The organism is Luteolibacter pohnpeiensis (assembly GCF_016595435.1).
Taxonomy (GTDB): Bacteria; Verrucomicrobiota; Verrucomicrobiia; order Verrucomicrobiales; family Akkermansiaceae; genus Luteolibacter; species Luteolibacter pohnpeiensis.
This window is the reverse complement of sequence record NZ_JAENIJ010000006.1, coordinates 118,226-143,107: the sequence shown is the minus strand read 5'-3', so window position 1 is coordinate 143,107 and position 24,882 is coordinate 118,226. Positions and strand designations below refer to the sequence as shown.

General features: G+C 55.2%; 17 protein-coding genes. 9 read left to right on the top strand and 8 right to left on the bottom strand.

Features of this window, described 5'->3' with window-relative positions; all coding sequences use genetic code 11:
• The first annotated feature begins 86 nt into the window (after positions 1 to 86).
• Positions 87 to 1,613 (top strand): PhoH family protein, encoded by a 1,527-nt coding sequence (locus tag JIN85_RS05685; RefSeq protein ID WP_200268500.1) that lies wholly within the window; start codon positions 87 to 89, stop codon positions 1,611 to 1,613.
• 235 nt (positions 1,614 to 1,848) lie between these two features.
• Complete coding sequence (locus JIN85_RS05680; protein ID WP_200268498.1) at positions 1,849 to 3,414, top strand: glycine--tRNA ligase; 1,566 nt, start codon at positions 1,849 to 1,851, stop codon at positions 3,412 to 3,414.
• A 66-nt stretch (positions 3,415 to 3,480) separates the two neighbouring features.
• On the opposite strand, the gene JIN85_RS05675 is transcribed toward JIN85_RS05680, so the two are convergent.
• Together JIN85_RS05675 and JIN85_RS05670 are read right to left on the bottom strand one after the other, a co-directional pair.
• Complete coding sequence (locus JIN85_RS05675) at positions 3,481 to 4,581, bottom strand: glycoside hydrolase family 43 protein (protein WP_200268496.1); 1,101 nt, start codon at positions 4,579 to 4,581, stop codon at positions 3,481 to 3,483.
• 31 nt (positions 4,582 to 4,612) lie between these two features.
• The gene (locus JIN85_RS05670) at positions 4,613 to 6,661 is read right to left on the bottom strand and encodes an autotransporter-associated beta strand repeat-containing protein (protein ID WP_200268494.1); all 2,049 of its coding nucleotides are present in this window, start codon (positions 6,659 to 6,661) and stop codon (positions 4,613 to 4,615) included.
• Between the two features lie 339 nt (positions 6,662 to 7,000).
• On the opposite strand from JIN85_RS05670, the gene mutS reads away from it, so the two are divergent.
• Positions 7,001 to 9,484, top strand: coding sequence for a DNA mismatch repair protein MutS (mutS, locus tag JIN85_RS05665; RefSeq protein WP_234047257.1), 2,484 nt, complete (start codon positions 7,001 to 7,003; stop codon positions 9,482 to 9,484).
• 117 nt (positions 9,485 to 9,601) lie between these two features.
• Here the strand turns inward: mutS and JIN85_RS05660 are convergent, their stop codons facing one another.
• On the bottom strand, positions 9,602 to 11,869 hold the full coding sequence (locus JIN85_RS05660; protein WP_200268492.1) for a SulP family inorganic anion transporter: 2,268 nt from the start codon (positions 11,867 to 11,869) through the stop codon (positions 9,602 to 9,604).
• A 548-nt stretch (positions 11,870 to 12,417) separates the two neighbouring features.
• Positions 12,418 to 12,915, bottom strand: a complete 498-nt coding sequence (locus tag JIN85_RS05655; protein WP_200268490.1) for a Fur family transcriptional regulator — start codon at positions 12,913 to 12,915, stop codon at positions 12,418 to 12,420.
• A 135-nt stretch (positions 12,916 to 13,050) separates the two neighbouring features.
• Here JIN85_RS05655 and rsgA point away from each other — a divergent pair, with 135 nt between their 5' ends.
• Positions 13,051 to 14,178, top strand: a complete 1,128-nt coding sequence (gene rsgA, locus JIN85_RS05650; protein ID WP_325108439.1) for a ribosome small subunit-dependent GTPase A — start codon at positions 13,051 to 13,053, stop codon at positions 14,176 to 14,178.
• A 27-nt stretch (positions 14,179 to 14,205) separates the two neighbouring features.
• Positions 14,206 to 16,581, top strand: a complete 2,376-nt coding sequence (locus tag JIN85_RS21900; RefSeq protein ID WP_200268488.1) for a mechanosensitive ion channel domain-containing protein — start codon at positions 14,206 to 14,208, stop codon at positions 16,579 to 16,581.
• A 6-nt stretch (positions 16,582 to 16,587) separates the two neighbouring features.
• Here JIN85_RS21900 and JIN85_RS05640 read toward each other — a convergent pair whose 3' ends face one another.
• The gene (locus JIN85_RS05640) at positions 16,588 to 17,208 is read right to left on the bottom strand and encodes a DOMON domain-containing protein (protein WP_200268485.1); all 621 of its coding nucleotides are present in this window, start codon (positions 17,206 to 17,208) and stop codon (positions 16,588 to 16,590) included.
• Between the two features lie 113 nt (positions 17,209 to 17,321).
• On the opposite strand from JIN85_RS05640, the gene JIN85_RS05635 reads away from it, so the two are divergent.
• From JIN85_RS05635 to JIN85_RS05620, 4 genes are all read left to right on the top strand, one after another.
• Complete coding sequence (locus JIN85_RS05635) at positions 17,322 to 18,107, top strand: DUF1287 domain-containing protein (RefSeq protein ID WP_200268483.1); 786 nt, start codon at positions 17,322 to 17,324, stop codon at positions 18,105 to 18,107.
• Positions 18,108 to 18,200: 93 nt separating this feature from the next.
• A complete protein-coding gene (locus tag JIN85_RS05630) occupies positions 18,201 to 19,001 on the top strand; it encodes a protein-disulfide reductase DsbD domain-containing protein (RefSeq protein WP_200268481.1) in 801 nt (266 codons plus the stop codon).
• Between the two features lie 84 nt (positions 19,002 to 19,085).
• Positions 19,086 to 19,682, top strand: a complete 597-nt coding sequence (locus JIN85_RS05625) for a redoxin domain-containing protein (RefSeq protein WP_200268479.1) — start codon at positions 19,086 to 19,088, stop codon at positions 19,680 to 19,682.
• A 138-nt stretch (positions 19,683 to 19,820) separates the two neighbouring features.
• Positions 19,821 to 21,212: an alkaline phosphatase gene (locus tag JIN85_RS05620; RefSeq protein ID WP_200268477.1), complete on the top strand. Its 1,392-nt coding sequence runs from the start codon at positions 19,821 to 19,823 to the stop codon at positions 21,210 to 21,212.
• Positions 21,213 to 21,230: 18 nt separating this feature from the next.
• On the opposite strand, the gene JIN85_RS05615 is transcribed toward JIN85_RS05620, so the two are convergent.
• The 3 genes from JIN85_RS05615 to JIN85_RS05605 form a co-directional block, all read right to left on the bottom strand.
• Positions 21,231 to 22,421, bottom strand: coding sequence for a hypothetical protein (locus JIN85_RS05615; RefSeq protein ID WP_200268475.1), 1,191 nt, complete (start codon positions 22,419 to 22,421; stop codon positions 21,231 to 21,233).
• Positions 22,422 to 22,609: 188 nt separating this feature from the next.
• Entirely contained in the window at positions 22,610 to 23,287 is a 678-nt protein-coding gene (locus JIN85_RS05610; protein WP_234047256.1) for a response regulator transcription factor, read from the bottom strand.
• Positions 23,284 to 24,873: a sensor histidine kinase gene (locus JIN85_RS05605; RefSeq protein WP_200268473.1), complete on the bottom strand. Its 1,590-nt coding sequence runs from the start codon at positions 24,871 to 24,873 to the stop codon at positions 23,284 to 23,286. Before JIN85_RS05605 ends, JIN85_RS05610 begins: the two co-directional genes overlap by 4 nt.
• Positions 24,874 to 24,882 lie beyond the last annotated feature (9 nt).

The following is a 24,882-nucleotide window of genomic DNA, read 5'->3' as shown; positions in this document are numbered from 1 at the left end:
ATTTGTGGCATTTGCGATTGTCGGCGGCGGGCCGGCCAATCGCTCCTCCGTTACCCGCCTTTTCGCACCACCCAACAACCCCAACCATGATTAACCAGACTGAGGAGTCTCAAGCCGGATTGTTTGAAGAAGTCACCCAAGTTGATCATCGAGTCCGGCGCCGGACCACCGGAAGCCGCCCGAAACCCGCCGACTTCGGCCTGACCGCTCCGTCCCAGCAAGTCAAAAACTACGTATTGGATACCAACGTTCTACTGCACGATCCGGCAGCTCTTGAGCGCTTTAAAGAGAATCACTTGTGCATCCTGGTCGACGTGCTTGCAGAACTCGACAAGTTCAAATCCGAACAAAGCGAGCGCGGTGCCAATGCCCGTCGTGTACACCGCAGGCTCACCGAAATGTTTTCCTGCTCTGAAAAAGTCACGCGTGGCGTCGTAACTCCCGAAGGAGGTACGATCCGTCTAGTAATTTACGATCCGGCAAGCTGCCCGAAAAATTCCGAACAGCTCAATCGATTCCACCGGGTCTTCCCTGACCGCGAGCGCGTTGATCACCGTATTCTCGCCGCTTGTTTACTACTGATGCAGTATAACAAAGCGCCAGTGGTCCTTGTCACCAAGGATATCAACATGCAGCTGAAGGCGCGGGCCACCGGCATCGAATGCCAAGACTACCTCAATGACAAGGTCGACGCACGGGAAGTTTCAAACTACGACGTCCGTCGTATTGAAGTGGACCCGTCTGAGCTGCAACGATTTGCCAGCGCCGGACATCTGGATCTGGACGAAGAACGCCGAATCGGCGTCGTCACCAACCAGTATGTTTTGTTAGGAGCAGGTGAAAAACAGACCATCCCCGCCCGGCTCACCATGGACGGTGCCTTTGTCCGACTCAACATTCCGGATGCCTTGAAAATTCCGGATGGCCAGTCGCTCAAACCGCTCAACCTTGGCCAACGCTGCCTGATTGATGCATTGCTCAATCCGGAAATCTCGTTGGTCACCTGCTACGGCCACGCCGGCACCGGCAAGACCCTGGTCGCTGTCGCCGCCGGGTTGCACGAAATGTTCAATCGCAAATACAACGGCATCACCGTGAGCCGCCCGGTGGTATCGATGGGTGACCAGCTCGGATTTTTACCAGGCTCTCTGGATGAAAAAATGCGTCCATGGTTGCAGCCCATCCACGATGCCCTGGACCTGCTGATGCGCCCTAACACCCCACTTGGACCAAAGCGCAAGCAGCAGAAGCCGATGCCAGGCGCCGCTCCGGTCAAGAAGCCTTACGAGCTGCTCATGGAGCAAGGCATCCTCGAAATCGAGGCGCTCTGCTACATCCGCGGACGCTCGATCCCGAACCGCTTTTTCGTACTGGATGAAGCTCAGCAGCTCACCCCGCAGGAAGCGAAAACGGTCGTCACCCGGATGTCCCGTGATTCCAAATTGGTTTTGGTCGGCGACCCGGCCCAGATCGACAATCCATACGTCGACAGCCGCAGCAACGGCCTCGTCTACACCCGCAACCGCCTGAAAGGTCAGTCATTCGTCGCACACGTCGCCTTAAATCGCGGTGAACGCTCCGAACTCGCCGAAGCCGGCGCACAGCTGATGTAATTCGGCATTTTCCCCACCTCCGATCGACCCCGAAAACGCGATCGGAGGTGGATGGCCAATCATCACCGGCCAGTGCGAGCCGGTGTCATTTTTGATGAAAATCTCGGCGGAATTCCCGGAAATTCACGCTTTGAGCAATCAAGGGACGCGCATCCAAGCAGCGATTTGGCCACCAATCCTGTCTTGCCTCAACCCCCTGGGCCTGATTCTATCCGCGCCCCAACCCGTTCAAACAATGGCCAATAAAGATGTCACCGATCCCGCCCGCATGGAAAAAATCGTGTCGCTGTGCAAGCGTCGCGGATTCATTTTCCAGGCGGGAGAATTATACGGCGGCCTCAACGGCGTCTGGGACTACGGCCCATTGGGTGCCGAGCTGAAGCGCAACCTCAAGGAATACTGGTGGCGGAAAACGGTTCAGGAACGTGACGACGTCGTCGGCATGGATGGATCCATTTTGACCATGGAACAAGTCCTCGTTTCGTCCGGCCACGTTGGTGGATTCAGCGACCCGATGAGCGACTGCTTGCTCACCAAGGCACGCCTGCGCGCGGACCAAATTCCGGAACAGGATGGAACCGCAGTCTGGTTCTCCGCTGCGAGCCACCCGGCGTCGGGTTGGAGCGTCCAGCGCGAATTTGCAGTGCTCGTGGCACCTGGTGCGGAAATCGGCAGCGCTCACAAAACCGCCCGGAAATATTACGCTGAATTCCTTTCCAACAAACAGATTTCCCCAAAGGAAATCGAGCTGGTCGAAGAGCGTCGCGAGGAAGTCACCGGCACCACCCGCTTCAACCCTGAGAATGGATCGCTACTCACCGAGCCGCGACAGTTCAACCTGATGCTGCAGACCAATTTCGGTGCTACGGGCGATCAAATTGCCTATCTGCGCCCGGAAACGGCCCAGTCGATTTTCGTGCAATACAAGAACGTGCTCGATTCCAACCGCATCAAGCTTCCGTTCGGTATCGCCCAGATCGGCAAATCCTTCCGCAACGAAATCAACCCACGGAATTACACCTTCCGCTCGCGTGAGTTCGAGCAAATGGAGATCGAATATTTCTGCCACCCGAACGACGGCATGCGCCTTACCGACGAATGGCTGGAGACACGCCTGTGCTTCTACGATGAAATCGGTATTCCGCGGGAAAAGCTGCATGTTCTGGACATCCCGGACGGCGAGCGCGCGTTCTATTCGAAGAAAACCTACGACATTGAATACGAATTCCCATTCGGCGTTCAAGAGCTTGAGGGTGTCGCCTACCGCACCGACTACGACCTGGGCGTGCACGAAAAGGGTGCTGGTAAATCGTTGATCTACTTCGACGAGGAAACCAAGGAGAAGTTCCTGCCGCACGTGGTCGAACCATCTGCGGGTTGCGATCGCACGATCCTCGCGCTCATTTGCGAAGCCTTCGATGAAGAGACGCTTACTGATGAAAAGGGTAAGCAGGACGTCCGCACCGTACTGCGGTTCAAACCGTCCATGGCTCCTGTGAAAGTTGGCATTTTCCCACTCCTCAAAAAGAACGAAGAGCAGGTCAAGATTGCCCGCGACATCCAGAAACAACTCCAGAAGTGGATGACCGTTTCTTACGATGATGGTGGTGCCGTCGGCCGCCGCTATCGCCGCCAGGACGAGGTCGGCACTCCGTTCTGCGTGACGATCGATTTCGAAACGCTCGGTGAAAGCGGTGATGAGCTGAAGGGCACCGTCACCGTTCGCCATCGTGATTCGATGGAGCAGGAGCGTATCGCCATCGACGCGCTGCTACCATGGTTGCTTGAGCGGATCCGCTAAGAATCCACCATTGGTTAGATCCAACTTAATACGCGCCGGGTTAGATCGACCCGGCGCGTTTTTGCTTTAATCCTGCGGCAAAGGATCGGCCTTCACCCCTTTGAACGTCATCGTCATGGGCACGATCAGGCCGTTCTCATCGAAATGCATTTCATCGATGCAGGTGACACGATGGTTGCCATCCGTTTCACCAAGTGGGCGGCGGTGATAGACCATGTAATATTGATCCGTGTTCGAATTGTGAATCACCGAGTGATGACCGGCTCCGGTCGCGATTTCGGCATCCTGCTGGAGAATCGTGGCGATCCGTGTCCAAGGCCCCTGGATCGAATCAGACATGGCGTAAGCAACGCGATAGTCCGGCCCAGTCCAACCGCCTTCAGACCACATGAAGTAGTATTTCCCATTCCGCTTGAACACGAAAGGTCCTTCCACGTAGTCAGTTGGAGTGATTTCAACAAACAGGCTGCGCCTGCCGGTCATCAATTGAAAACCGCTGAAATCATCCTTCAGCTTGGCTATATTGCAATGACTATGACCACCGTAGAAGAGGTAATAACTGCCATCATCGTCATGATAGACAAACGCATCGATGGGCTGGGCTCCGTTGTAATATTTCCCGACCAATGGTGCACCTAACAAATCCATAAACGGGCCTTCAGGCTGATCCGCCACGGCAACCCCGATGCCACCGGTTTCCGAATCGCTTTGAATATCATTCGCGCTGAAAAAGATATAATACTTCCCGTCTTTTTCGATAATGGATGGTGCCCACAACGCACGGGTCGCCCAACTGATATTTTTCGTTTCCAGAACCCGGGGATGAACCTGCCATTTGACCAGATCTGTGGACGAATAAGCGTTGAAATGAACCTGCTGATCGTAAGGCGCTGAATAAGTCGGATAGATCCAGTAGCGATTGCCAAAAATGGTTCCTTCGGGGTCAGCCGTCCAACCCGGGATCACCGGATTTCCGGCAAAAAGTGATGCCTCACTGGGGCCTGGGGCGAAATCTCCATTCACCGTCACGGCACCACCAACAGCGCCATTGCCACCCAATGTAGCCCCTTCGGAGACTTGCACGTCGCCACCGGTTTGAGCTGAACATGGAATGCCCCACAAACTCAGCAGTCCGACACCAGCACAGGTTAAAAGATTCAATTTCATAAAAAGCGGAAGTAGATGTTAGAGACTCGAATTATTGGGCATTGGCACGGATCACCCGCACTCGCATGAATTGCCGCGGGCTTGGTGTGTCGGGTGAGGATGAGACGACAAACCGCCGATAATTCCATCCCGCGGACAGATCCGGCATTCCATCCGTGGAAAGCACCCCGACCTCGTGAATCCCCAACGAGGTAAAATCGACGAGATCGGTTGAGGCTTCGATGATGTAAGAAAGCCCATCGACAGGCAGCGAAGTCATGGGACCGGTTCCGGAAAACTGTGCTCCTGTGCGCACCGGCAAGGTTAACATCACCGCATTTGCAGAACTTTCTGGAGATGCCACCGACATCGTCATTTTCCCATCATCCGTCGCGGACATCGGGTCGCCATCCAGAGCAAATTCCAGCAGATTCTCACGCCCGTCCCGATCGGGATCTGCCATGAGATCGCGCTGCGATTCGTCGGCTATTTTTTCAGAAAGCCAGTCTTCCAGTGAGATTCCAACTTCTCCCGGAATCGTAAGGGTCACGGCGGATGTATCATGGTAGTTCACTTTAAAAGTGTTAGATCCAATGGTTAGATCCGCACCATCAGCCGCATTGGAAAACGCGCCTGTAAGGTTACCCTCGTACTTGATCAATTCCAGACGAGTCCCAGGCGGCAACACTTCGTTGGCAACATCGCTAACAACCAGCTCGGCGTTACCCAATTCGACATTGCCAGCAACCGAAACATGATCGGCCAGCACGCCGGAGCTATCGATTTCTACGAGCATCCGAGCTGCAGCGGAAAAGGTGAGCGAAGCACAGGAGAACTCACCGATTGTTCCATGATAATCTGACGGCGGAGCGGGAGCATCGATCGAGCCATTCAAAATCAATTCCCCCTGGGTGGCAGAGGTCATGCCCGAATAGGCATTTTCCCCATTCAGAAGCAAAGTGCCCGCGCCTTTTTTGATCAAGCCACCGTCGCCCCCTGTACTGGTAAGCGCTTGGTCAAAGGTGATATCAAAACCATCACTATCGACCACTGCGCCGCCCGATGCGATTTCTGCGGTGGTCACGCTGATTGGCAAAAAATTCCCATCGTCCGCTCTGGCTTTCAAGGTCCCGCCGTTGAAAAGAACTTTCGAGTAAGTCGTGCCTGCTGGATCGGAGACAGCAGGATCGAAATGGATCAAACTGAGAGTTCCGCCATTCAGGTTGAACTCACCGGTAGAAGTCGCGCTCTGAGCCAGATAAACGTTTCCGAGAACCGCCTCCGCGTCGCCGCTCAGATTCCAATATCCGCTGCCCCCCGATTCACCAAACCAGGTCGGGCTTTCCGTATTGGTAAAAACTCCGCCGGTTTGATTGAGGGTGCCGCGACCTGTTGAGCTGATCCCCAGGATCACACTGGTCGATGTGCCGGTTTTTACAACCGTTCCGCCGGACATCTCCATCTGCCCCATCGACCCGCCGCGGCCGAGCACAAACCAGTTCGAGATGTTCAGCGCACCGTTGCCACTCAATTCATAAGTTCCAGCCAGGGTGTCTGAACCCGCGCTACCATTTCCGATGAAAAGCTGTCCTGAAACGTTCAACGTGCCGCCAGATTGCAAAATCTTTCCAGTTGTCGCCAAGTGGCCGTAATCTCCGGTATTTCTGCTACCGACCGTGATGTATTGACCGGATGCTGTATGATTCAGAACACCACCGGTGATGGTTAAAATCCCATTTCCGCCTGCGGATTGGCTTCCGTCTTTCGCCCCCAGATAGGCCCGATTCGCCAAGTTCAGAGTTCCGCCGCTCAGCGTATACGAGCCGGTCGCGCCATTGCCAAATCCGAGCCGCAGCCACCCTACGGCGGTCACCGTGCCGCCGCTTTGCATATAGGTTCCCGAGCTATCGAGCGATTCACCCGCACGAAGGTCTGTTAGTGACCAAGCTGGATCTGAGGCACCGATCTGCACCGTGCCACCATTGTTGACAAAAGCATTGTCGCCACTGCCGGGAATCTGGCCATCTCCAGTCCAAAGCGAAGCATCCGCAAAACTTGCAGTTGCCCCCGTCCAAACTTGGTCCACCGCTCCAGCTGGCATGGCTGAAACCGCCCACACTAACGCCATCGTGGCGAACCACCGCTGCTCAGTTTTTGTCCACATTGGTTCCGGCATACTCCTGTAGCTAAAGGACCACCCTGATATCTCAACTGAAAATAGCCCCGCAAAATCCAACAACAGCTATCACAGATCCATATTTCAGCGGGTGCCCAAAAGTCTGCAATCGTTTGAAAATACTGGATTTCGTCCGATCAGAAATTCCATCAAATACGGAAAATCCATCTGCAACCGATTGCAGATGAAGTTGTGATTCCACTTTCCGATGATTTCTTCGTCTTCAATCTGGAATCTTTTTTTCCCAACCCTCAGGCTGTGGGCATGTCCGCGTCCACCCCGACTCCGATGATGGCCCAATACCTGGCCATGCGGAAATCTTTGCCCGCAGACATCATCCTGTTTTACCGTCTTGGTGACTTTTACGAGATGTTCTACGAGGACGCGAAGACTGCCGCGCCCATTCTCAATGTTGCTCTAACAAAACGCGGCGGCTACCCAATGTGCGGGGTCCCATACCATGCAGCCCAGGGCTACATTGCCCGCCTGTTGAAAGCCGGCAAACGAGTCGCGATAGCCGAACAGACCTCAGAGCCGAAACCGGGAAAACTCGTCGAACGCGAAATTGCCCGGATTCTAACCGCCGGCTCCATTGATGATCTCACCTTGCTGGACGACCAACGCCCCAACTACCTGGCTGCCGTGTTCCGTCATGGTAAAAAGCTCGGCTTGGCCTGCGTCGATCACACCACTGGTGAATTCACCATCGCCGAATTCGCCGATGACGGTCAGCTGACCGATGAAATCGCTCGCCTTTCGCCCTCCGAACTCCTGATCCCGGATCACCAAACGGACGAATTCGGTGCGTTGGTGAATTGCATGGTCTACGATGGTTACTCGTTCCTCCCGGAGCATGCCACGCAACTCCTGAAGGATCATTTCAACGTTCATTCACTCGATGGCTTCGGCTGCTCCGAACTCCACGCGGCAAGCGGATGCGCCGGGGCGATCCTGCATTACCTGCTGCACCAACTGCGGCGTCCTTGCGGACATCTTCGCCCACCGCGCGTCCGCGAAAGCGAAAGCCACGTCCTGATCGACGCCTCGTCCCAACGCAATCTCGATCTGGTCGACTCACGCTCAGGCAAGGCGCACACATTGTTAGGCGTGCTCGACCGAACCGCCACGCCGATGGGAGCCCGACTTCTGCGCGACTGGATTCTCCATCCGTTGCGTGATCTCTCCACTCTAACAGCTCGCCAGGATATCATCGCCGCTTTTCTAGCAGAGCCGTTCCTGCTTTCCAAATGCCGTGACTCGCTGAAAGGCATCCGTGACATTGAGCGCACCACTTCCCGGCTTTCCCAAGGCTCCGGCAATGCTCGTGATCTTCAGTCATTGGGGATTTCCCTCACCCATATCCCTGAGCTCAAGGATGACCTGAGCTCACTCATTTCCGAAGACTCCGCATTGGTAAACGCACTCCATGATTTTACGGATCTAACCGATTTACTTGCCGCTGCACTCGCCGATGAGCCTCCGGCCAATCTGCGGGATGGCGGGATCATCCGCGACGGCTGGTCCCAGGAATTGGATGAACTCCGATCCGCAGCACGTGGCGGAAAAGACTGGATCGCCCGATTGCAGGAAGATGAGCGGCAGCGCACTGGAATTGATTCGCTGAAGATCAAATTCAACAACGTCTTCGGCTACTTCATCGAGGTTACCACTTCCAATCTTTCCAAAGTTCCAGACGACTACACCCGGAAGCAAACCATGGCCAACGCCGAGCGCTACATCACGCCCGGCCTGAAGGAAATGGAGAACAAGGTGCTGGGCTCGGAAGAACGTTCAAAGCAATTGGAGAATGAATTATTCCTCCAACTCCGGTCGCAGGTGGTCACACACCTTTCACGTTTGCAGGAAACCGCAGCAGCAGTCGCAGAAATTGACGTGCTGTGCGCATTGGCGGAAACGGCACAACTCCACCGACACTGCCGACCGAATTTGCACGAAGGCAAGGACTTCTTCATCAAAGATGGCCGCCATCCGGTGTTGGAACAAACCCTGACCGATACCAAGTTTGTTCCGAACGATACAGAACTCGATCCCGAGGATGCACGGCTGCAGATTCTAACAGGTCCCAACATGGCGGGAAAATCCACCTACATCCGCCAGATTGCCCTCATTGCCGTGATGGCGCAGATCGGCGCATTTGTCCCTGCGGAAGAAGCTACGATCGGTCTAGTGGATCGGATTTTCTGCCGTGTCGGCGCCTCGGATGATCTCTCGCGCGGCCAATCCACTTTCATGGTCGAAATGAGCGAAACCGCGCTGATTCTCAATCACGCGACCGATCGATCACTGGTCATTCTGGATGAAATCGGCCGTGGCACCGCGACCTTTGATGGCTTATCGATTGCCTGGTCCGTCGCCGAACATTTGCACGATGTCATCGGTTGCCGCACTTTGTTCGCCACCCATTATCACGAGCTGACCGACCTTGCGAATACGAAGGTTGCCGTAGCCAACTACAACGTTGCGGTGCGAGAATGGAATGATGAGATCATTTTCCTGCACAAGATCCTGCCTGGCGCCGCAGACAAATCCTATGGCATCCAGGTTGCCCGTCTTGCGGGTCTGCCAAAACCCGTGGTCGAACGTGCAAAGGCCATCCTTTCGCACCTTGAGCTCCACTCGGTGAAGCCTGAAGCCAAAACCCGAGGCCCGAAGGCCAAAGACACCGTTCAGGATCACCAGCTGCCAAAGGCAAACTCACCGCAGATGGACCTGTTTGCGGATTTCTAACGATTCCCACGAAGCCATCCTCGCGGATTTCGTTTTCAAAGCATTCGTCTAAGAACATCAAAGCCCGCCTCCCTCGAATGAGAAGGAGACGAGCTTATCGACTTCCAAACAAAGGGATCAGGCCGGGATGGCAATCGGCTCTTCGGTCGGCAGGCCTTTGAGCGCTGATGCCGGGTCGGCTTCAAAAAAGTCCACCTGACCGGACCGGATGTCATACATCGCACCGACGACCGCGATCTGATTGGTCTCGATCATCTCGCGTAAGACATCGCTATTTTCACGAATGTATTTCATGGTCCGGAGCACGTTGCGCCGGGCAACACGGTCGACGAAATCAGCCGAGACTTCTTTAGGTTCGCCACAGCATTTGATTTCTTCTTCGTAAGCTTCGTGGATCACCTCCGTCACATAGCCAATGTTATTAAGGCCTGTGGCGGCTACCGGGTCCGCTTTTTGATGCCCGACTTGGCATGCCGCAGTCACCGCTCCGCAACCTGTGTGACCAAGCACAACAATCAGTTTCGATCCCGCTGCCTTGCAGCCATACTCGATGCTTCCAAGTGCTTTCCGCCCGCCAATGGCACCAGCCTGACGCACCGTGAAAATATCACCCAAACCGAGATCAAATAACAACTCCGTAGAGGCACGTGAATCCATGCAACCGAGAACCACCGCCATGGGATGCTGGCCGCCAGCGGTAACATTTACCTGACGAGCCAAATCACGATAAAGCCGGTCTCCGTTCACAAATCTGCGGTTTCCTTCCTTTAACAACTGGAGCACATCCTGAGGTGTCAGTTTCGTCTGTGCTTCCTTGGTGCTGACGTCAACATATTGCACTTCGTCGTCCCACTTGTAGTGTGGCATGAAGCCAACCAGGCTCACTCCGATTTCCCGGGCAGGGGCTTGTTCATTCCGGAATTTTAGAATCAAGGCATGGATGTCTGGATCAATATAATCTGTGGTTCTGGCATCGATCACCACCTGGCTGCCCGATGGAAGTTCTTCCAGTGTCGTGGTAAGTGCTGCGCGATTCAGGAAGCTAACTTGGCTTGCGAGTTGAATGCGGACGAGATCACCAGCGACATGCTTTTCACGAATGATCCGGACCCCTTTGCGAAGATTGCTGCGAAGGATGAATGCGGTGCTGACGACCAGACCGATGATGATACCAGTGAGCAAATCTGTTAGAATGATTGCCGAAACTGTCGCTACAAATGGCAGGAACTGTTTCCATCCTTCGCGATACATGCGCTTGAACAAGGCGGGGCTTGCCAATTTGAAGCCAGTCGAGATGAGAATCGCAGCAAGCACTGCAAGTGGTATCATGTTCAGCAGCGAAGGAATCGCAATGATCGCGGCAAGAAGGATCACACCATGGATCACCGTGGCAGCGCGTGTCCGGGAACCCGAGCTCGCATTGACCGAACTGCGGACGACCACCGAGGTCACTGGAATCGCTCCTAACAATCCGCACAGCGAGTTACCGACACCCTGGGCGAACAGCTCGCGGTTCGGTGGAGTCGCACGCTGATAGGGATCAATTTTATCAGCGGCTTCAATGCTTAACAATGCCTCCAGGGAAGTAACAATCGCGATGGCGAGCGCTCCGGTGTAAATCACCGGATTGGTTAGATAGCTAAAATCCGGAAACATGAGAACATGCAGCGGATTCTCCATTTCCCGAATCAGCGGAAGATTGATCAAATGATTCGAATCCACGGCAAGTGATGATCCGGTCGCGAGGAAAATCGCATTGATGCCAATGGCGAGCAGAACCGCCAACAATGCAGACGGAACCAGGAGTTTTTTAAGCGGCGACAAGTCCCATAGGAAAAGGAAAGCAAGACAAACCAGGCCGATGATACAAGCGCCCCAATTGAGGTTCATGTTCAGCAACGAAGTGAAGGTATTCGCACCTGCATTTTCCTTAAATGACATCGCACCCTCAGGCTCGAAATCATAACCTATCAAATGCGGGATTTGCTTAAGAATCAGAATCAATCCAATCGCCGCCAGAAGACCTTTGATGACATTGTTAGGAATGTAGTTGGAGAAAAACCCAGCTTTCAGCGCACTGAATCCAAGCTGGATCAAACCACTTAAAAAAACCATGAGGAACAATGCCTGAAGATTGCCGCCGACCGCTGCAATCTGTGCGAGAACAATCGCGGTATAGCCCGCTGATGGACCGGAAACACTGATATGGGATCCGCTGAGAAAACCCACGACAATGCCGCCAATCACACCGGCGATTAGTCCTGACATGGGAGGAACACCGGATGCCTGGGCAATCCCCAAACATAGTGGCAAGGCAACCAGGGATACAACCAAACCGGCAAGTGCATCTCGGGCAATCGTAGTACGAAAAGGCGTGTCGTGCATAAAGTCTGCTCTGGGGGATCGTTAGATTCGTGTAGGGAAAGTTGATTGAGATGAATCGCCTCCTAGGAATCGCTCAAAGGGGAATTATTCCAAAGTTCACACCACAAATTTTCCCACCCAATGCTATAGCCTTACTTTTAAACCACTTACCTGATTTAAAAAATATCACTCCAAATCACACTAGGGGACCCACCTGGAAATCAACAGAGCGGCAAATCTAACAATTTCTAACAACTGAAATCAAACCGTGCCGGATGAACCACCGGATCGACCGAATCATGATCGCACCATCATTGGATGAACTTGAATCAAAAAAAGGGATTCATTGCACCTTCATCATGATCATCAGCAGGCAAGTTCCATTCCGGCAAGGTAGGCATTGTGTGGTTCGGAAACCGAATCATTCAACCCTACCCGGCCGAAACGGAACGCGCCCGCCGGGGCACGTGCAATCTCAGCCTAAAACCAGAATTCGCATCGAAAACTTTCAGAAAAAACGAAGTTTTTTAAACTGAAATCGCGAGCGCTGATGAGGCCACGGAAAAATGCTAGCGCTTTTTGCGCAGTCGCTTGCCACTGAGACGGGTAGCAATCAGAGAAGGGCAACGTCCCTTGGTCCGCAATTGCTCACAATTTGCCTCGATTTTGATCGATTGACGGATCGGCTTGAAGCCGAGTCTCCGGGTCACGCATTCGTTGAGCACGTCCAGGTGCACATCCTCGAACTCGAGAACTTTTCCGCAATCGATGCAAACGAGGTGATTGTGCGTAGGCTTGCCGTGGAAATTCGGGTCGTAGGTGGTTTGGTTATCCCCGAGGTCGATTTCACGCAGCAAATCGGCTTCAACCAGCAAACCGAGGGTCCGATACACCGTCGCGCGCGACGTATCAGCATCGGTTTTGCGGACGCGCTCAAAAATCTCCTCAGCCGTGAAGTGCTCGTCTTTCGAGAAGACCGAGCGCACGATGCTGTCTCGCTGGGAAGTTCTCCGCAGGCCTTTGCGGCGGATAAAATCGTCGAGTCTTTGCTGAATTTCGGGGTCCACGAAAAAAATTCTACGCCGTCTTTATCGGAAGCGGAAAGATCAAACATCGGGCAGTCGAGAATTCCGCAAGTTGTTCTGAAGGAAGCGTGAGCCATTTTTTGCAACGACTGCAAAACCCGGGAATCGACACCGGCTGTGGATGCGCTAGCGTCAGGGCGGATGACCTTGAAGGACCTCGGCTGGAACGACGATTTGGAAAAGGCCTTCGCTCCCTACCGGGCGAAAGGCTGGGAACCCGCGCGCTTGATTCGCGAGTCTCCGATCAATTTCGGGGCATTTCTGGGAGACGGCGAGGAGATTGATGTCATCCTGTGCGGGCGTGTCTGGCACGCCGCGACACGCGATGCGGATTTGCCAGCGGTGGGAGACTGGGTCGCCGTCGAGGTCGGCGGTGAAAATGAAGACAATGTGATCCGCGCGACGCTGCCCCGGCGCACTTGTTTTTCACGCAAAATGCCGGGTAAAAGCTCGGAAGAGCAAGTCATCGGCGCGAATGTCGATATTGTTGCCGTGGTGACCGATCCCGGATCGGATTTCAACATCCGCCGGATGGAGCGGTATTTCATGCTAATCGGGAGGAGCGGCGCGAAGGCCGTCGTTCTGGTCAACAAGTCGGATGCGTTTCCCACTGAGGTTTGTAAAAACGCAGCGGCGGAGATTGCCGCTCTGTGGAGCGAAGCCGACGTGCACATCACGAGTGCCATCAAAGGCGATGGCTTGAAGGTTCTGAAAAAATACCTCAAACGCGGAGTCACCATGTGCATTGTTGGCTCGTCCGGCGTTGGTAAATCCACCTTGGTCAACCAGCTGTATGGTGACGAATGGCAGTGGACCAGCGAGGTGAACGAGGTCACCGGAAAAGGGCGTCACACCACCACCTCACGCGAGCTGGTCCCACTCGATAACGGCGGCATGTTGATCGATAACCCGGGGATGCGGGAAATTCAGATGTGGACTGACGAAACCACCCTGCGGGACAGTTTTGCCGATGTCGAAGCGCTCGCCGCCGAATGCAAGTTTCGCGATTGCCGCCACCGGAATGATGCGGGTTGCGCGATCCGTGCAGCGGTGGATAGTGGGAAACTCGACATGGGCAGATACGAAAACTTTCTCAACTTGGAAAACGAGATCAGTGCGTTGCTGAAGCGTGCGGAAAAACGGCAAATGGCGGTAGAGCGCTGGGCAAAGCGCAATCATCGCGTGAAGGCAAGAAACCTTGCCGATCGCATCCAACTTGAGAAGGACGAGCGAGGCGAGATCTGAAGCGTGCAGGTGGTTTTGAAAAACAAAGTGATCACACGTCTTGGTGAACGGGCGTTCCGGCTGGTCTGGTTCATGGCCCTGCTGGGGATTCTGCTGCCTCGTGCAACGGCACAATTATCCAACCTTTTGCCGAAATCAGAGTCAGCCGCCTCGGCAAAGCCTCTGACCCTCACCCAGCGAGCCGACAAACTCAAAAGCATCCAGGCGGACGCGCGCAGTGAGCTGGCCAAACTCGACGACTCCGAGGGGGCGCCGACTTTGCCTGCGGGAATCAGCGCCGATGACTTGGCGGCGCGGCGCCAAACGCTGGACCAGATCATCCGCGGTGTGAGCCGTGCGTTGACGTATTTCGATGCGATCCCGAACGAGAAAAAGGCGCTTGAGACCGCTCGCGAAGCCGCATCCAGCTGGTCCGGCTTCACCGACCCACCGCCTTATTCCTGGCTCATGGTGGACGATCTGATCAATCGCCGGGATGGGTCCGCAAAAAAAGCATCCACTTACCAATCCTCCATTTCCCTGCTTCAGCGCAGTCTGGAATCACTGCAAAAAGAAAGCTCCGATCTGCAGGACCAGACGCAGAAACTGGTCAAGGAAAACGCCGCCAATCCGGACAATGCAGCGAATGCCTGGCGATTGGAGTTTGCCGCGGAATCCACCAAGCTCATCGCTGTCAGAACCGAATCTTTGCGGGTCAATATCGAGCTGCTTGAAGTGCAGGTTGAGACCGCCAAATCCGAAACCGGATTGCTGGATCGCCAAGCAACAGCGGCCAAAAAGAAGGCAACTCTCAGTGATGAAGACATTGAGAAACTTCGCTCATCCGCCCAGGAGCGCGCCGAAGCACTGAAAAAAGAAGCGGCCGCCATCCGCCCTCGCATCAAATCCGTTACCGCGGAACGCGCGAAAGCTCAGAGCGCGCTCGATCTTCTCAAAGCCAAAAACGATCCACCTGCGGCCCAGGAAGATCTGGACCTCGCCCAAGCCAAGGTGAGTTCCGCTGAAACCCGGACCGATGCCCTGCAATTCATCGCGGACAATCTGGAGTCTCTGGCCAGCGTGGAGTCGTTCATGCCGGAGATTTACGTCAAGCGGAAGGCCTACCTGGAAGAGCAGAACAAAACCAAGCGTGAAGCCATTCTCCAGGACCTCCGCAACGCACGCGATCGACTCAGCGCTTGGGAAATGGTATCGACCAACGACCTTTCCGCCGTCAACGCGGACTTGGCCAATCAAGATTCCATCAGTGCCAAGGAAAACTCCGGCAGCGAGCGTCAAAAGCTGGCGACGGCCACGCGCGAGACACTTTTCGAAAAGCAGCTGCTACTCCAGCGCTTGATCCAGACCACCTCATACTACCGCAAAAACCTGAGTCGCTGGATCGACGATTTCGAAGACGCGGCGCGCCCCACGACCTGGACTTCGTGGATTTCTTTCAGCTGGGAAAAATTCACCCGGGCAGTTCGTAGAGTCTGGACCCATAAGCTGTTTGAGATTCCGACCACCGAAATCGGGCCGGATGGCTTGAAAACCACCACCTCTCAAGGCATCGAACTCGGTTTGATCCTGAGCGCGGCGATTTTCTTCATCATCGCCTACATGCTTTCCTCCCGCTTCAGCCGCAGATTGCAGCGCGTCATGGTCGGTCGAGGCCGCATTGCTGAAGCGCAGGCCAACACGTTGCGCAACTGGCTGATGATTTTGGTGGGCGCGGTATTGGCCCTGACGACTTTGCACCTGCTGCGCATCCCGCTCACCGTGTTTGCGTTCTTCGGCGGTGCACTTGCCATCGGTTTGGGTTTCGGCACCCAGACTCTGATTAAAAATTTCATCAGCGGCATCATCGTGCTGTTTGAGAGAAAAATCCGCGTCGATGACATCGTCAGCGTCAATTCTATCACCGGGAAAATTCTTGAGGTAAACACACGATCCTCCGTCCTTCGCAGCGCGGATGGTGTCGAGACCATCGTGCCGAACTCGCTCTTCCTGGAAAACCAAATTTCCAACCTCACGCTTTCCAATCGCTTGTCGCGGCGGGTGATGAAAATCGGCGTCTCTTATGAATCCGCACCGCAGGTGGTCAGCGAAACCCTGAAGGAATGCTTCGATCGCCATGGCCTGGTTCTAAAAGATCCTCCTCCTCAAGTCATTTTCGATGATTTTGCCGACAGCGCGCTGATCTTCACGGTCTACTACTGGATTGAGTTCAACGACAAAACCGATCTCAACATTGTCGCGAGCGACTTGCGTTTCATGATCTGGAAGCGCTTCTCAGATTTGGGGATCAGCATTCCGTTTCCGCAACGCGACCTTCACCTCAGCGCGGCAGAACCGTTGCAATTCGAGTGGGCCAAGGCGCAACCCCCGAAACAGGAGCCGCCGCCCAAGGCCAATCTGCCCTGAGCGTCCTCAAACGATCGGCGTGAAAGCCACTTTGCCGAAGCGATCTGGTCGATGGAAATCGGGTTCGCCGCCGCCGAGATCCGTCGCCGTCAGCAGCCGTTGATTGGGAGACTCCAGCACGAACGATACGTTGGCCACTGTGTCCGGGCCGAAATCGAGTCGGGCTTGGAGCAAGCTCAATGGCACTGCCATCGCCGCTACCCACGAGCCGTCTGCCGCGAGTTCCGAAAAGGTCGCAACCTCCGGCATGGCGATTTCCACTTCCTCTTCTCGCACGCGCGGCGCGGTGAATTCACAAGTCCACCACGCCCCGTTTGGTGCCAGATTGAACTCGAAATACCGCCCACTCCCCGGGTGACCCAACCACAATTCGGCGACATCATACTTCCACAGTTCCGTGCAGAATCGGCCCGGGCGAGCTTTCGGATGAATCATCGCCGCCCTCTGGTGGCTGGCGACGAACCACAGCCGTTCGGCATCTTTCGCCAGGGAAAAAGCCGCCGGAGCATCCAGCGTTTTTCCGTTCCAATCCTTCGCCAAGCCGAACAACGGCACATCAAGCGCCCCCCATTGCAGGGGTGTCGGGCTTTCAAAAATCGTCATTCCTCCGTTTGTCCGACGTTCCATCAGATGTCCAGAACCGACCTACGCGAAAAATCGTGAGATGACCGATAAAATTCATCGCTCTTCGGCGTTCTGTCTGCTTGTCTCGCCTTGAAAGACTTTTTTTTCACATAACCATGGCTCGCCAACGCTCCGCCTTCTACGACACCATCGAATACATTGGTCCTCGCCCGGAAAAACCAAAGCGTCCGAATTTTTTTGGCGGTTGGGTGATTCTGGTAATTGCGGCTGGCATAGGCTTCATGATTGGCAGGCCGTTCATTCCATTTTTGAAAGCCGCTCAGGCCGGTACTTCCGCCGAAGAGGCGAACATGGTGATTTCCAATTTGGAAAGTTCACACAACATGGGAGATCGGCTGGCCGCAGCCGCTCTCGTCGCTTACAGCAGTGCCCCGGTCACTTACGACGATACCTACCGAACCATTGATTATCCAAATGGCGACATCCCGCTGAATCGTGGCAAGGCGGAGGATGTGATCATTCGCTGCTACCGCCAGATCGGCATCGACCTGCAACAGCTGGTGCATGATGACATGGAGGAAAATTTCCGTCTTTATCCACAGCTCTGGCAAGCAACCGGGCCCGATACCAATATCGACCACCGCCGCGCTGCCAACCTGCAGCGGTTCTTCAGCCGCAACGGCGATGAAATTCTTGACGAGAACAACCGCCCAAGCCGGGAGGCAAAAGATTACCATCCAGGAGACATCGTCACTTGGACACTTCCAAATGGAGACGCGCACATTGGCATCGTCGTTCCATCACCGTTGGATCGCGGCAATCATCCTTGGATCGTTCATCATCTCGATTCCGGCGTGAAGTGGGAGAACGTTCTGTTCGATTACCAAATCACCGGCCACTACCGCTACCCCGCGGCAACGGTGCAGGCGAATGCCAAATAAGCGCGCAGCCCGCTGCGCCAGCTTCACCCCTCTTCAAACGCTTGTGAGATCTTCCACTTGCGTCGATAAGAAATCAAAGCATGGTATACCTCCATGCTTTTCAAGACCGCCCTATTCCTAGCTGCCTCCGGCAGTTTGTTTGCCCAAGAGGTGCACTCCGGTCACGCCGCAGCCAGCTGGCTGACGGAGTCCGAAACCTTCGAGCCTGGCAAGCCGATCCAAACCGCAGTGCAGCTCCGCATGGAGCCGGGCTGGCACAGCTACTGGCTCAATCCCGGCGAAGCAGGCATGAAGCTCTCCCTGAAATGGGACCTCCCAGACGGCTGGAAAGCGAGCGATGTTTCTTATCCGGTCCCGATTTCTTTCAACACCGGCGGCTTGGCCGGATTCGGCTACATCAACGAGGCCACCTTCCCGATCACGCTCACCCCACCGGATTCCGCGAGCAACCCATCACAGGTCGGCTTAAAAATTTCCTGGCTCACCTGCAATGACAACGCCTGCGTCCCCGGCGATGCGGAACTCACTCTCAAGCTCGCTCCCGGAACGCCAAGCCCGAGTGACAGTGCCGAGATCATTTCCAAAGCCATCGCCGAGGTCCCCAAAACCATGGATGGCGTTACCTTGAGCGTGTCCGAAGTGGATTCAGCGCTGAAGCTGACCCTCAAAATTCCTGCAGATTCCAAGATCGACCCAAGTGCCTGCGAGGTATTTCCGGCGTCCGCCTCCACCGTGAAGGATCAAAATCCGATCCGTTTTGAAAAAGACGGTGCTGAATGGGCGGCGACCGCGACCAAAAGCGACTATTTGGACGGTCCGGTGAAGGAACTGACCCTGGTTCTCGCGGGCAAAGGCACCCCGAAACCGATCGAAGTCTCCTGGTCCGCCAACTAGTTTTCAAATAATTGGAATAATTTTCCCGGACATCCCTCCGTTCCCTTGCACTTCATGTGCTCTTTCATCCCGAATCACAAATCCATGAAACTACTGAAACTCGCAAGCCTGCTTGGAGCTCTCGCTCTCTCTACCCTTCATGCCGCTGAAGTCGGCAAACCAGCCCCCGCTTTCACCGCCAAAAATGCCAAAGGTGAGGAAGTTTCCCTCGCTGACTGCAAAGGAAAAATCGTCGTTCTCGAATGGTTCAATCCTGACTGCCCGTTTGTGAAGAAGCACTATGACAGCGGCAACATGCAGAAGCTGCAATCCACCTACACCGGCAAGGATGTGGTATGGATGACCATCAATTCTGCGGCCAAAGGCAACGGCGGCTATTTGGAAGGTTCAAAGTTCAGCGAAGTCGCGACCGACAAGGGCCTGAAATCCAGTCAATTGATCGTCGATGAATCCGGTGAAGTCGGCAAAGCCTACAACGCCAAAACAACACCTCACTTGTTCATCATCAATAAGGAAGGCACATTGGTTTACAACGGCGCGGTCGATTCCATGCCGACCACGGACACCGAGGACATCGACAAGGCAGACAAATGGTTCGCGAATGCCATGGATGCCGTGCTCAGCGGCAAAAGCGTCGAAAATGCCACAAACAAGCCCTACGGCTGCGGCGTGAAATATTGAAGGCTTTCGCTCCCGAAGGTTCCACCCCTTTCTCTCCCTGCGGGCGAAAGGGTTTTTTGTAACCATTCGTTTAGACCCTTGATTGGGACAACCAGATCGAGAAATCTCGTGAAGCAAGGTCCCGTTCACTAGAAAGCCATGAACCAATCCACCACCACCTCGCGCCGCAATTTCCTGAAGGCGGCTTCTCTTACGACCGCATTGTTCGGAGCCGAGTCCGCGCTCCACGCCCAGGAGACACGTCGCTCTGTCGATAACGTCGGCGCTCCGAAAAAAGTGATTTTCATGGTCAGCGACGGCATGAATCACGGCGCGCTCTCACTGGCGCAGCACTACCTTTCCCATTTCAAGGACAGCCGGACCCATTGGATGAGCATGTATCGTGATCTGCCAGTCGTTCGTGGTCTGGTGGAAACTTTTTCGGCAAACAGCCTGGTGACAGATTCCGCTGCCGCTGCCAGCGCATGGGGCGGCGGTGTCCGGGTCAACAACGGCTCAATCAACGTCTCTCCTGAGGGCAATCTCAACAAGCCTCTGCAGGCGATTTTTAAGGAAAAGAACATCCCGACCGGGCTTGTCAGCACCGCCACCATCACCCACGCCACGCCAGCGGGCTTCGCCGCGAACGTAGCCGACCGCAGCAACGAAGCGGAAATCGCCCGCCAATATCTCGATCGCGAAGTGGCGGTATTGCTCGGCGGTGGCCGCAAATTTTTCCCCGACGATCTGCGCGCAAAATACGCGGCCGCCGGCTACGAGCAATTCAAGTACCGGGACGATCTGATGCAGGCCAATGCATCATCGAAGGCACCGGTGCTCGGCACCTTTGCCGATGGATACATGCCTTATGCGATCGATCGCGAAGCCAGCGAAACCGAAACCCAAAAACGCCCGACGCTGAAGGAAATGGCCGAGTTTGCAGTGAAAAAGCTGGATGCGATTTCAAAAGACCGCTGGTTCCTGATGGTCGAAGGTGCCCGAATCGATCATTGCGGCCACGGTAACGATGCCGTCGGCAGCATTCACGAACAGATCGACTTCGACCATGCCATCGGAGCGATGCTCGACTATGTTTCGAAGCACGACGACACCCTGCTCATCATCACCACTGACCACGGAACGGGCGGAATCCAGCTCAACGGAATGAATTCCAGTCCGGATCAGAAAATGGCACCCGGCATTTACAGTGGCACTACCGCCTGCTTTGAACGGGTCGAGCAATTCAAGCACTCGCTGGAGTGGATGCGCGGCAAGGGCGCGGGCCTGAGCGGGCCGCCCTTGCACGATTTCCTGTTGAAAGAGACTGGCCTGGATTTGACCAAGGACGAAATCAAGCGCGCGCAAGGGCTGAAAAGTGGTGATGTCGCCCCGCTATTTGGAGCACACCACGGGATTCAATGGACCAGCGGCGATCACACCGGCGACATGATCGAATTCTGCGCGTATGGCCCGGGAAGCCATCATTTCCCGGCCTTCATTCACAACTTCGAGGTTCACCACTTCCTCCTCAAAGCCATGGAGCTGGCGTGAGCCCCTCCCGCTGCAGCATCAGAACTCCAGTTTGATGTCGCCGCGATAAGCCTCAACAAAGGATTTCTCGACTTCTTCGTAGGTCCGTCCGTCCAACAAAAGCGGGCGGGCCTCTCTTTCGGATTTTCCGTTTTTAATCGCCTGCAGCCAAGCACGAACCGGTCCTCCGACCGATGGAAACTGATCCTTTCCTTTGTCCGCGTGCCAAAAATAAGTCATTAGCAGGACGCTCATCGCGTAATTGATCCCTGCCCCTTTGCCCAGTCCTCCGTTTTCGTCTTTGTAAAATTCGGATCGGCTAGCTCCCAAAAATTTTTCCAATCGCATCGGCAGCTTGAAGACCCCTCCACTGGCTCCGTTTTTGCCGTTGGAATACTGAGCCGCCACCTTCAGACGGTGATCGAAATCAAACCGACCGCTGCGTTGGTAGGGCGCCGAAGCAATGTATTCGGCAAATCCCTCCACCGCCCAGGTTGGCAGCCCATGATCCGCTTCATTTCTCAGCGAGTGGGTGAGTTCGTGGACCACTGTTGCGTTGTCACTGATGTCTTCCAAAATCAGCCGGCTGCCGGTGTCCTTGACGCCGAGAAAGCGAAGCTGCGCCAGTGAAACTGCCCCAGTGGCGGTTCCCGCCGAACCTTTAATGCCTCCCGCTGCCAGGAAATCCGCTTCTTCCGTAAACAGTTTCACGACAAATTTGCCACTCGGATTCCGCGGGTCCAGGGTCGCCCCCCAAGGCATCGCCTGCACTGCGTCGTAGGTGGCTTCATAAAGCTTCGCAAATCCTTCAATCAAACGGGACGTCAGCCTGCGGTTGCAGTGGAACTCGAACCGGTTCGACTCATAGACATACTCGTTTGCATCGGCATCTTCCTTGACTGTCTCGATCGTTACATCCGCCGGCGGGCCAACCTGGCGTGGCACCGGTGCATCAAAGTCCGCTGTGGTCGGCAAACTGGCTTGCACCTGCTTCTTGATCTTTGGCTTCGCATTTTGATTTCCATCCTGCTCCAGCACCCATTGCTGATCGACCTCTGAAAGTCGCTCCATCGGCAGCCGCACTTCCTTTTTGCCCATCTTCAGGACCACCACATCACCGTCCAATTTCACGTATTCGGCCTCGATGAATTTCCGGTCACTGCTCATCCACTCACGCCCATGCGCCATTCCCGCCAACAAGCCACACAACGCCAGAATTGTGATTTTCATCGCCAGCAACCTCCGCAAGTCACGGCCCTTAGTCAACCCGATTAGGTGATTCGATCCATCCCGTGAAACTGAGATGGATTCATCCAGATCGATTCCCCCCGCATACAGCAGTCTGAGCCGCCCTCTTGATTTTGCCATCAGACAGCAAAATCCATTTTATTCGGCTATGCCTGAAACGCCGCCATCGCCTACACATCCAAGCGGTATCCCACGCCGCGAACCGTCAGCAAATGCTGGGGTGCAGACGGATCGGCCTCCAGTTTCGCGCGCAATGCCGCTACGAAATTATCGATCGTCCGAGTGCTTGGAAACGCGTTGTAGCCCCAAACGACATCGAGAAATTTCTCCCGTGCCACCGGTTTTCCCGCATGTGCCACGAGCAGCCGCAGCATGCCGATTTCCTTTTCCGAGAGCGACACCTCGTTCCCAGCCCGCTGGACAACGCCCCGGTGGAAATCGATTTCCGCAGCCCCGAGCCAGAGCAAATCCGGCACCTGCTTCTCTTTTTCGCCGCGCCGCAGCAAAGCCCGCACCCGGGCCAGCAGCTCGCGTAAGCTGAACGGCTTCATTAAATAGTCGTCCGCTCCGCTATCAAGACCCGCCACCCGATCATCGATCAGCCCCTTTGCCGTGAGCATCAACACCGGCATCTCGCGCCCGCGATCGCGCATCGCCTTGCAAACAGCGAAGCCATCGAGGCCGGGCATCATCACATCTAACAAAATCAGATCAAAGCTCTCCGTGCAGGCGAGCTCCAGCCCGGCGATCCCGTCCGCAGCATCGCGCACCCGATACCCCTCCGCCTCCAACGTGCGAACCAGCGCGGTCCGCATCGGCAATTCGTCCTCGATGACCAACAGTCTCATGATTTTGAAAACATTTCTCTAGGCACGTCCAACGTGAACGTGCTTCCCCTGCCCGGCTCGCTCCGCAGCGACACCCGACCGCCGTGCGCCTCGACGATTGCTTTTACCAAACTCAGACCGATGCCTGTGCCCTGGGTTTCCCTCCGCAGCTCGCCCCCCAGCCTCTGAAAGCGTTCGAAAATCCGGGCATGATCCGCCGCCGCAATTCCCGGCCCATCATCCGCCACCGCGATGCGCCATTCGCTATCCATTTGATCCAACGAAACTCGCACCTCGCCCGCCTGCGGTGAAAACTTAATCGCATTGTCTAACAAATTCACCAACACCTGGCGAATCGCCCCGGAATCGACATGCGCCATCAACGCTTTGGCAGGTTTTTGAAATACCAAACTCACCTGCTTTTCCTCTCCCAAAGGCACCATCAAATCCACCGTTTCATCGACCAAACCGACCAGATCCGTCGGCTCGAAATCCCACTCTTTGCGACCCTGTTCGATCCGTGCGAAATCCAACACGTTTTCGATCAATGCCGAAAGCCGGGCACCTTCGCGCGAGATCAACTCATGGAATTCCCGCACCGTCTGTGACTCGATTTTTCCCGCTTTCAATGTATCCGCCATCAGCCGGATCGAGGCAACCGGCGCCCGCAGCTCATGCGAAACGCTCGCTACGAAATCGCTTTTCATCGCGTTCAAGCGACGCTCGCGTTCCATCGTCCGCTGGATCAGCCACAATCCACCGGCTGAAATCAGCACGGCAAAACCTAACAACCCCATCGTCCACCGCGCCTGCTCGCGTGCAGCTGCCTGAAAAAGTTCCGGCCGAACTGCGACAATTTCCATCACTCGTTCGCCCGGAAAATCCAACGCCGCACGCTCCATCACTTCACCCTTACCGCTCTTCGCAACACCAGGAATCCGCAACTCTGCCCATGTCGGCAAACGTCGCTTTGCTTCGCGGATGATCTGCTGAATGCGTGCGGGATGGATCATGCTCAGCCCATCGTCGCTTTTCCTTAACCACCATATCTCTCCCTGATCGAAAATCCATGCGCCCTCGGCAGGCAATTCCGGATGTCGATGAAACACGGCACGAGCGTGCTCGCCTTGCTGCCATCGTTGCTGCAGTTCCTGCGAGGCCGCTGTTTTCTCCAAAACCACCGGCGTCAAAATCGATGGCGACTCTTGGGTGGCGACGATCAGCAAGCGATCTCGATCCGCATCGCTTTGCGTCATCTCGAACACCCGAAACGCGGCCAGCACCCGACGCGGCAAACCGGATGGCGAAATCCCGGCATCTGAATCGTCGCGCAATCTTCGCAACTCATCCAGGTCATCGCTATCCACTTCGGTTCCCGTCCCAGGAACCGGCGGATCCGGGAACAACGGCACCTCTTCAACACTTGTCGCCAGTTCTCGGTTGATCAGATTCGCCACCACCGCACCAGAAAGTTTCGCCTCGTCCCGCGCCGCCGACCACGCTGCACGCACCTGCGCCCGCGTCCCCAGCCATGCCAACACGCCAAGCACCAGCAGCGGAATCAGCACGACCGCAGACAGGAATGTCGATGAACGGCTGGAGAGCATGAACATTTT

Excerpts from the sequence above, each read along its gene's own strand:
- JIN85_RS05685 (WP_200268500.1), top strand. The coding sequence starts at position 87 with ATGATTAACCAGACTGAGGAGTCTCAAGCCGGATTGTTTGAAGAAGTC.
- JIN85_RS05680 (WP_200268498.1), top strand. The coding sequence starts at position 1,849 with ATGGCCAATAAAGATGTCACCGATCCCGCCCGCATGGAAAAAATCGTG.
- JIN85_RS05675 (WP_200268496.1), bottom strand. The coding sequence starts at position 4,581 with ATGAAATTGAATCTTTTAACCTGTGCTGGTGTCGGACTGCTGAGTTTG.
- JIN85_RS05670 (WP_200268494.1), bottom strand. The coding sequence starts at position 6,661 with ATGCCAGCTGGAGCGGTGGACCAAGTTTGGACGGGGGCAACTGCAAGT.
- mutS (WP_234047257.1), top strand. The coding sequence starts at position 7,001 with ATGTCCGCGTCCACCCCGACTCCGATGATGGCCCAATACCTGGCCATG.
- JIN85_RS05660 (WP_200268492.1), bottom strand. The coding sequence starts at position 11,869 with ATGCACGACACGCCTTTTCGTACTACGATTGCCCGAGATGCACTTGCC.
- JIN85_RS05640 (WP_200268485.1), bottom strand. The coding sequence starts at position 17,208 with ATGGAACGTCGGACAAACGGAGGAATGACGATTTTTGAAAGCCCGACA.
- JIN85_RS05635 (WP_200268483.1), top strand. The coding sequence starts at position 17,322 with ATGGCTCGCCAACGCTCCGCCTTCTACGACACCATCGAATACATTGGT.
- JIN85_RS05630 (WP_200268481.1), top strand. The coding sequence starts at position 18,201 with ATGCTTTTCAAGACCGCCCTATTCCTAGCTGCCTCCGGCAGTTTGTTT.
- JIN85_RS05625 (WP_200268479.1), top strand. The coding sequence starts at position 19,086 with ATGAAACTACTGAAACTCGCAAGCCTGCTTGGAGCTCTCGCTCTCTCT.
- JIN85_RS05620 (WP_200268477.1), top strand. The coding sequence starts at position 19,821 with ATGAACCAATCCACCACCACCTCGCGCCGCAATTTCCTGAAGGCGGCT.
- JIN85_RS05615 (WP_200268475.1), bottom strand. The coding sequence starts at position 22,421 with ATGAAAATCACAATTCTGGCGTTGTGTGGCTTGTTGGCGGGAATGGCG.
- JIN85_RS05610 (WP_234047256.1), bottom strand. The coding sequence starts at position 23,287 with ATGAGACTGTTGGTCATCGAGGACGAATTGCCGATGCGGACCGCGCTG.
- JIN85_RS05605 (WP_200268473.1), bottom strand. The coding sequence starts at position 24,873 with ATGCTCTCCAGCCGTTCATCGACATTCCTGTCTGCGGTCGTGCTGATT.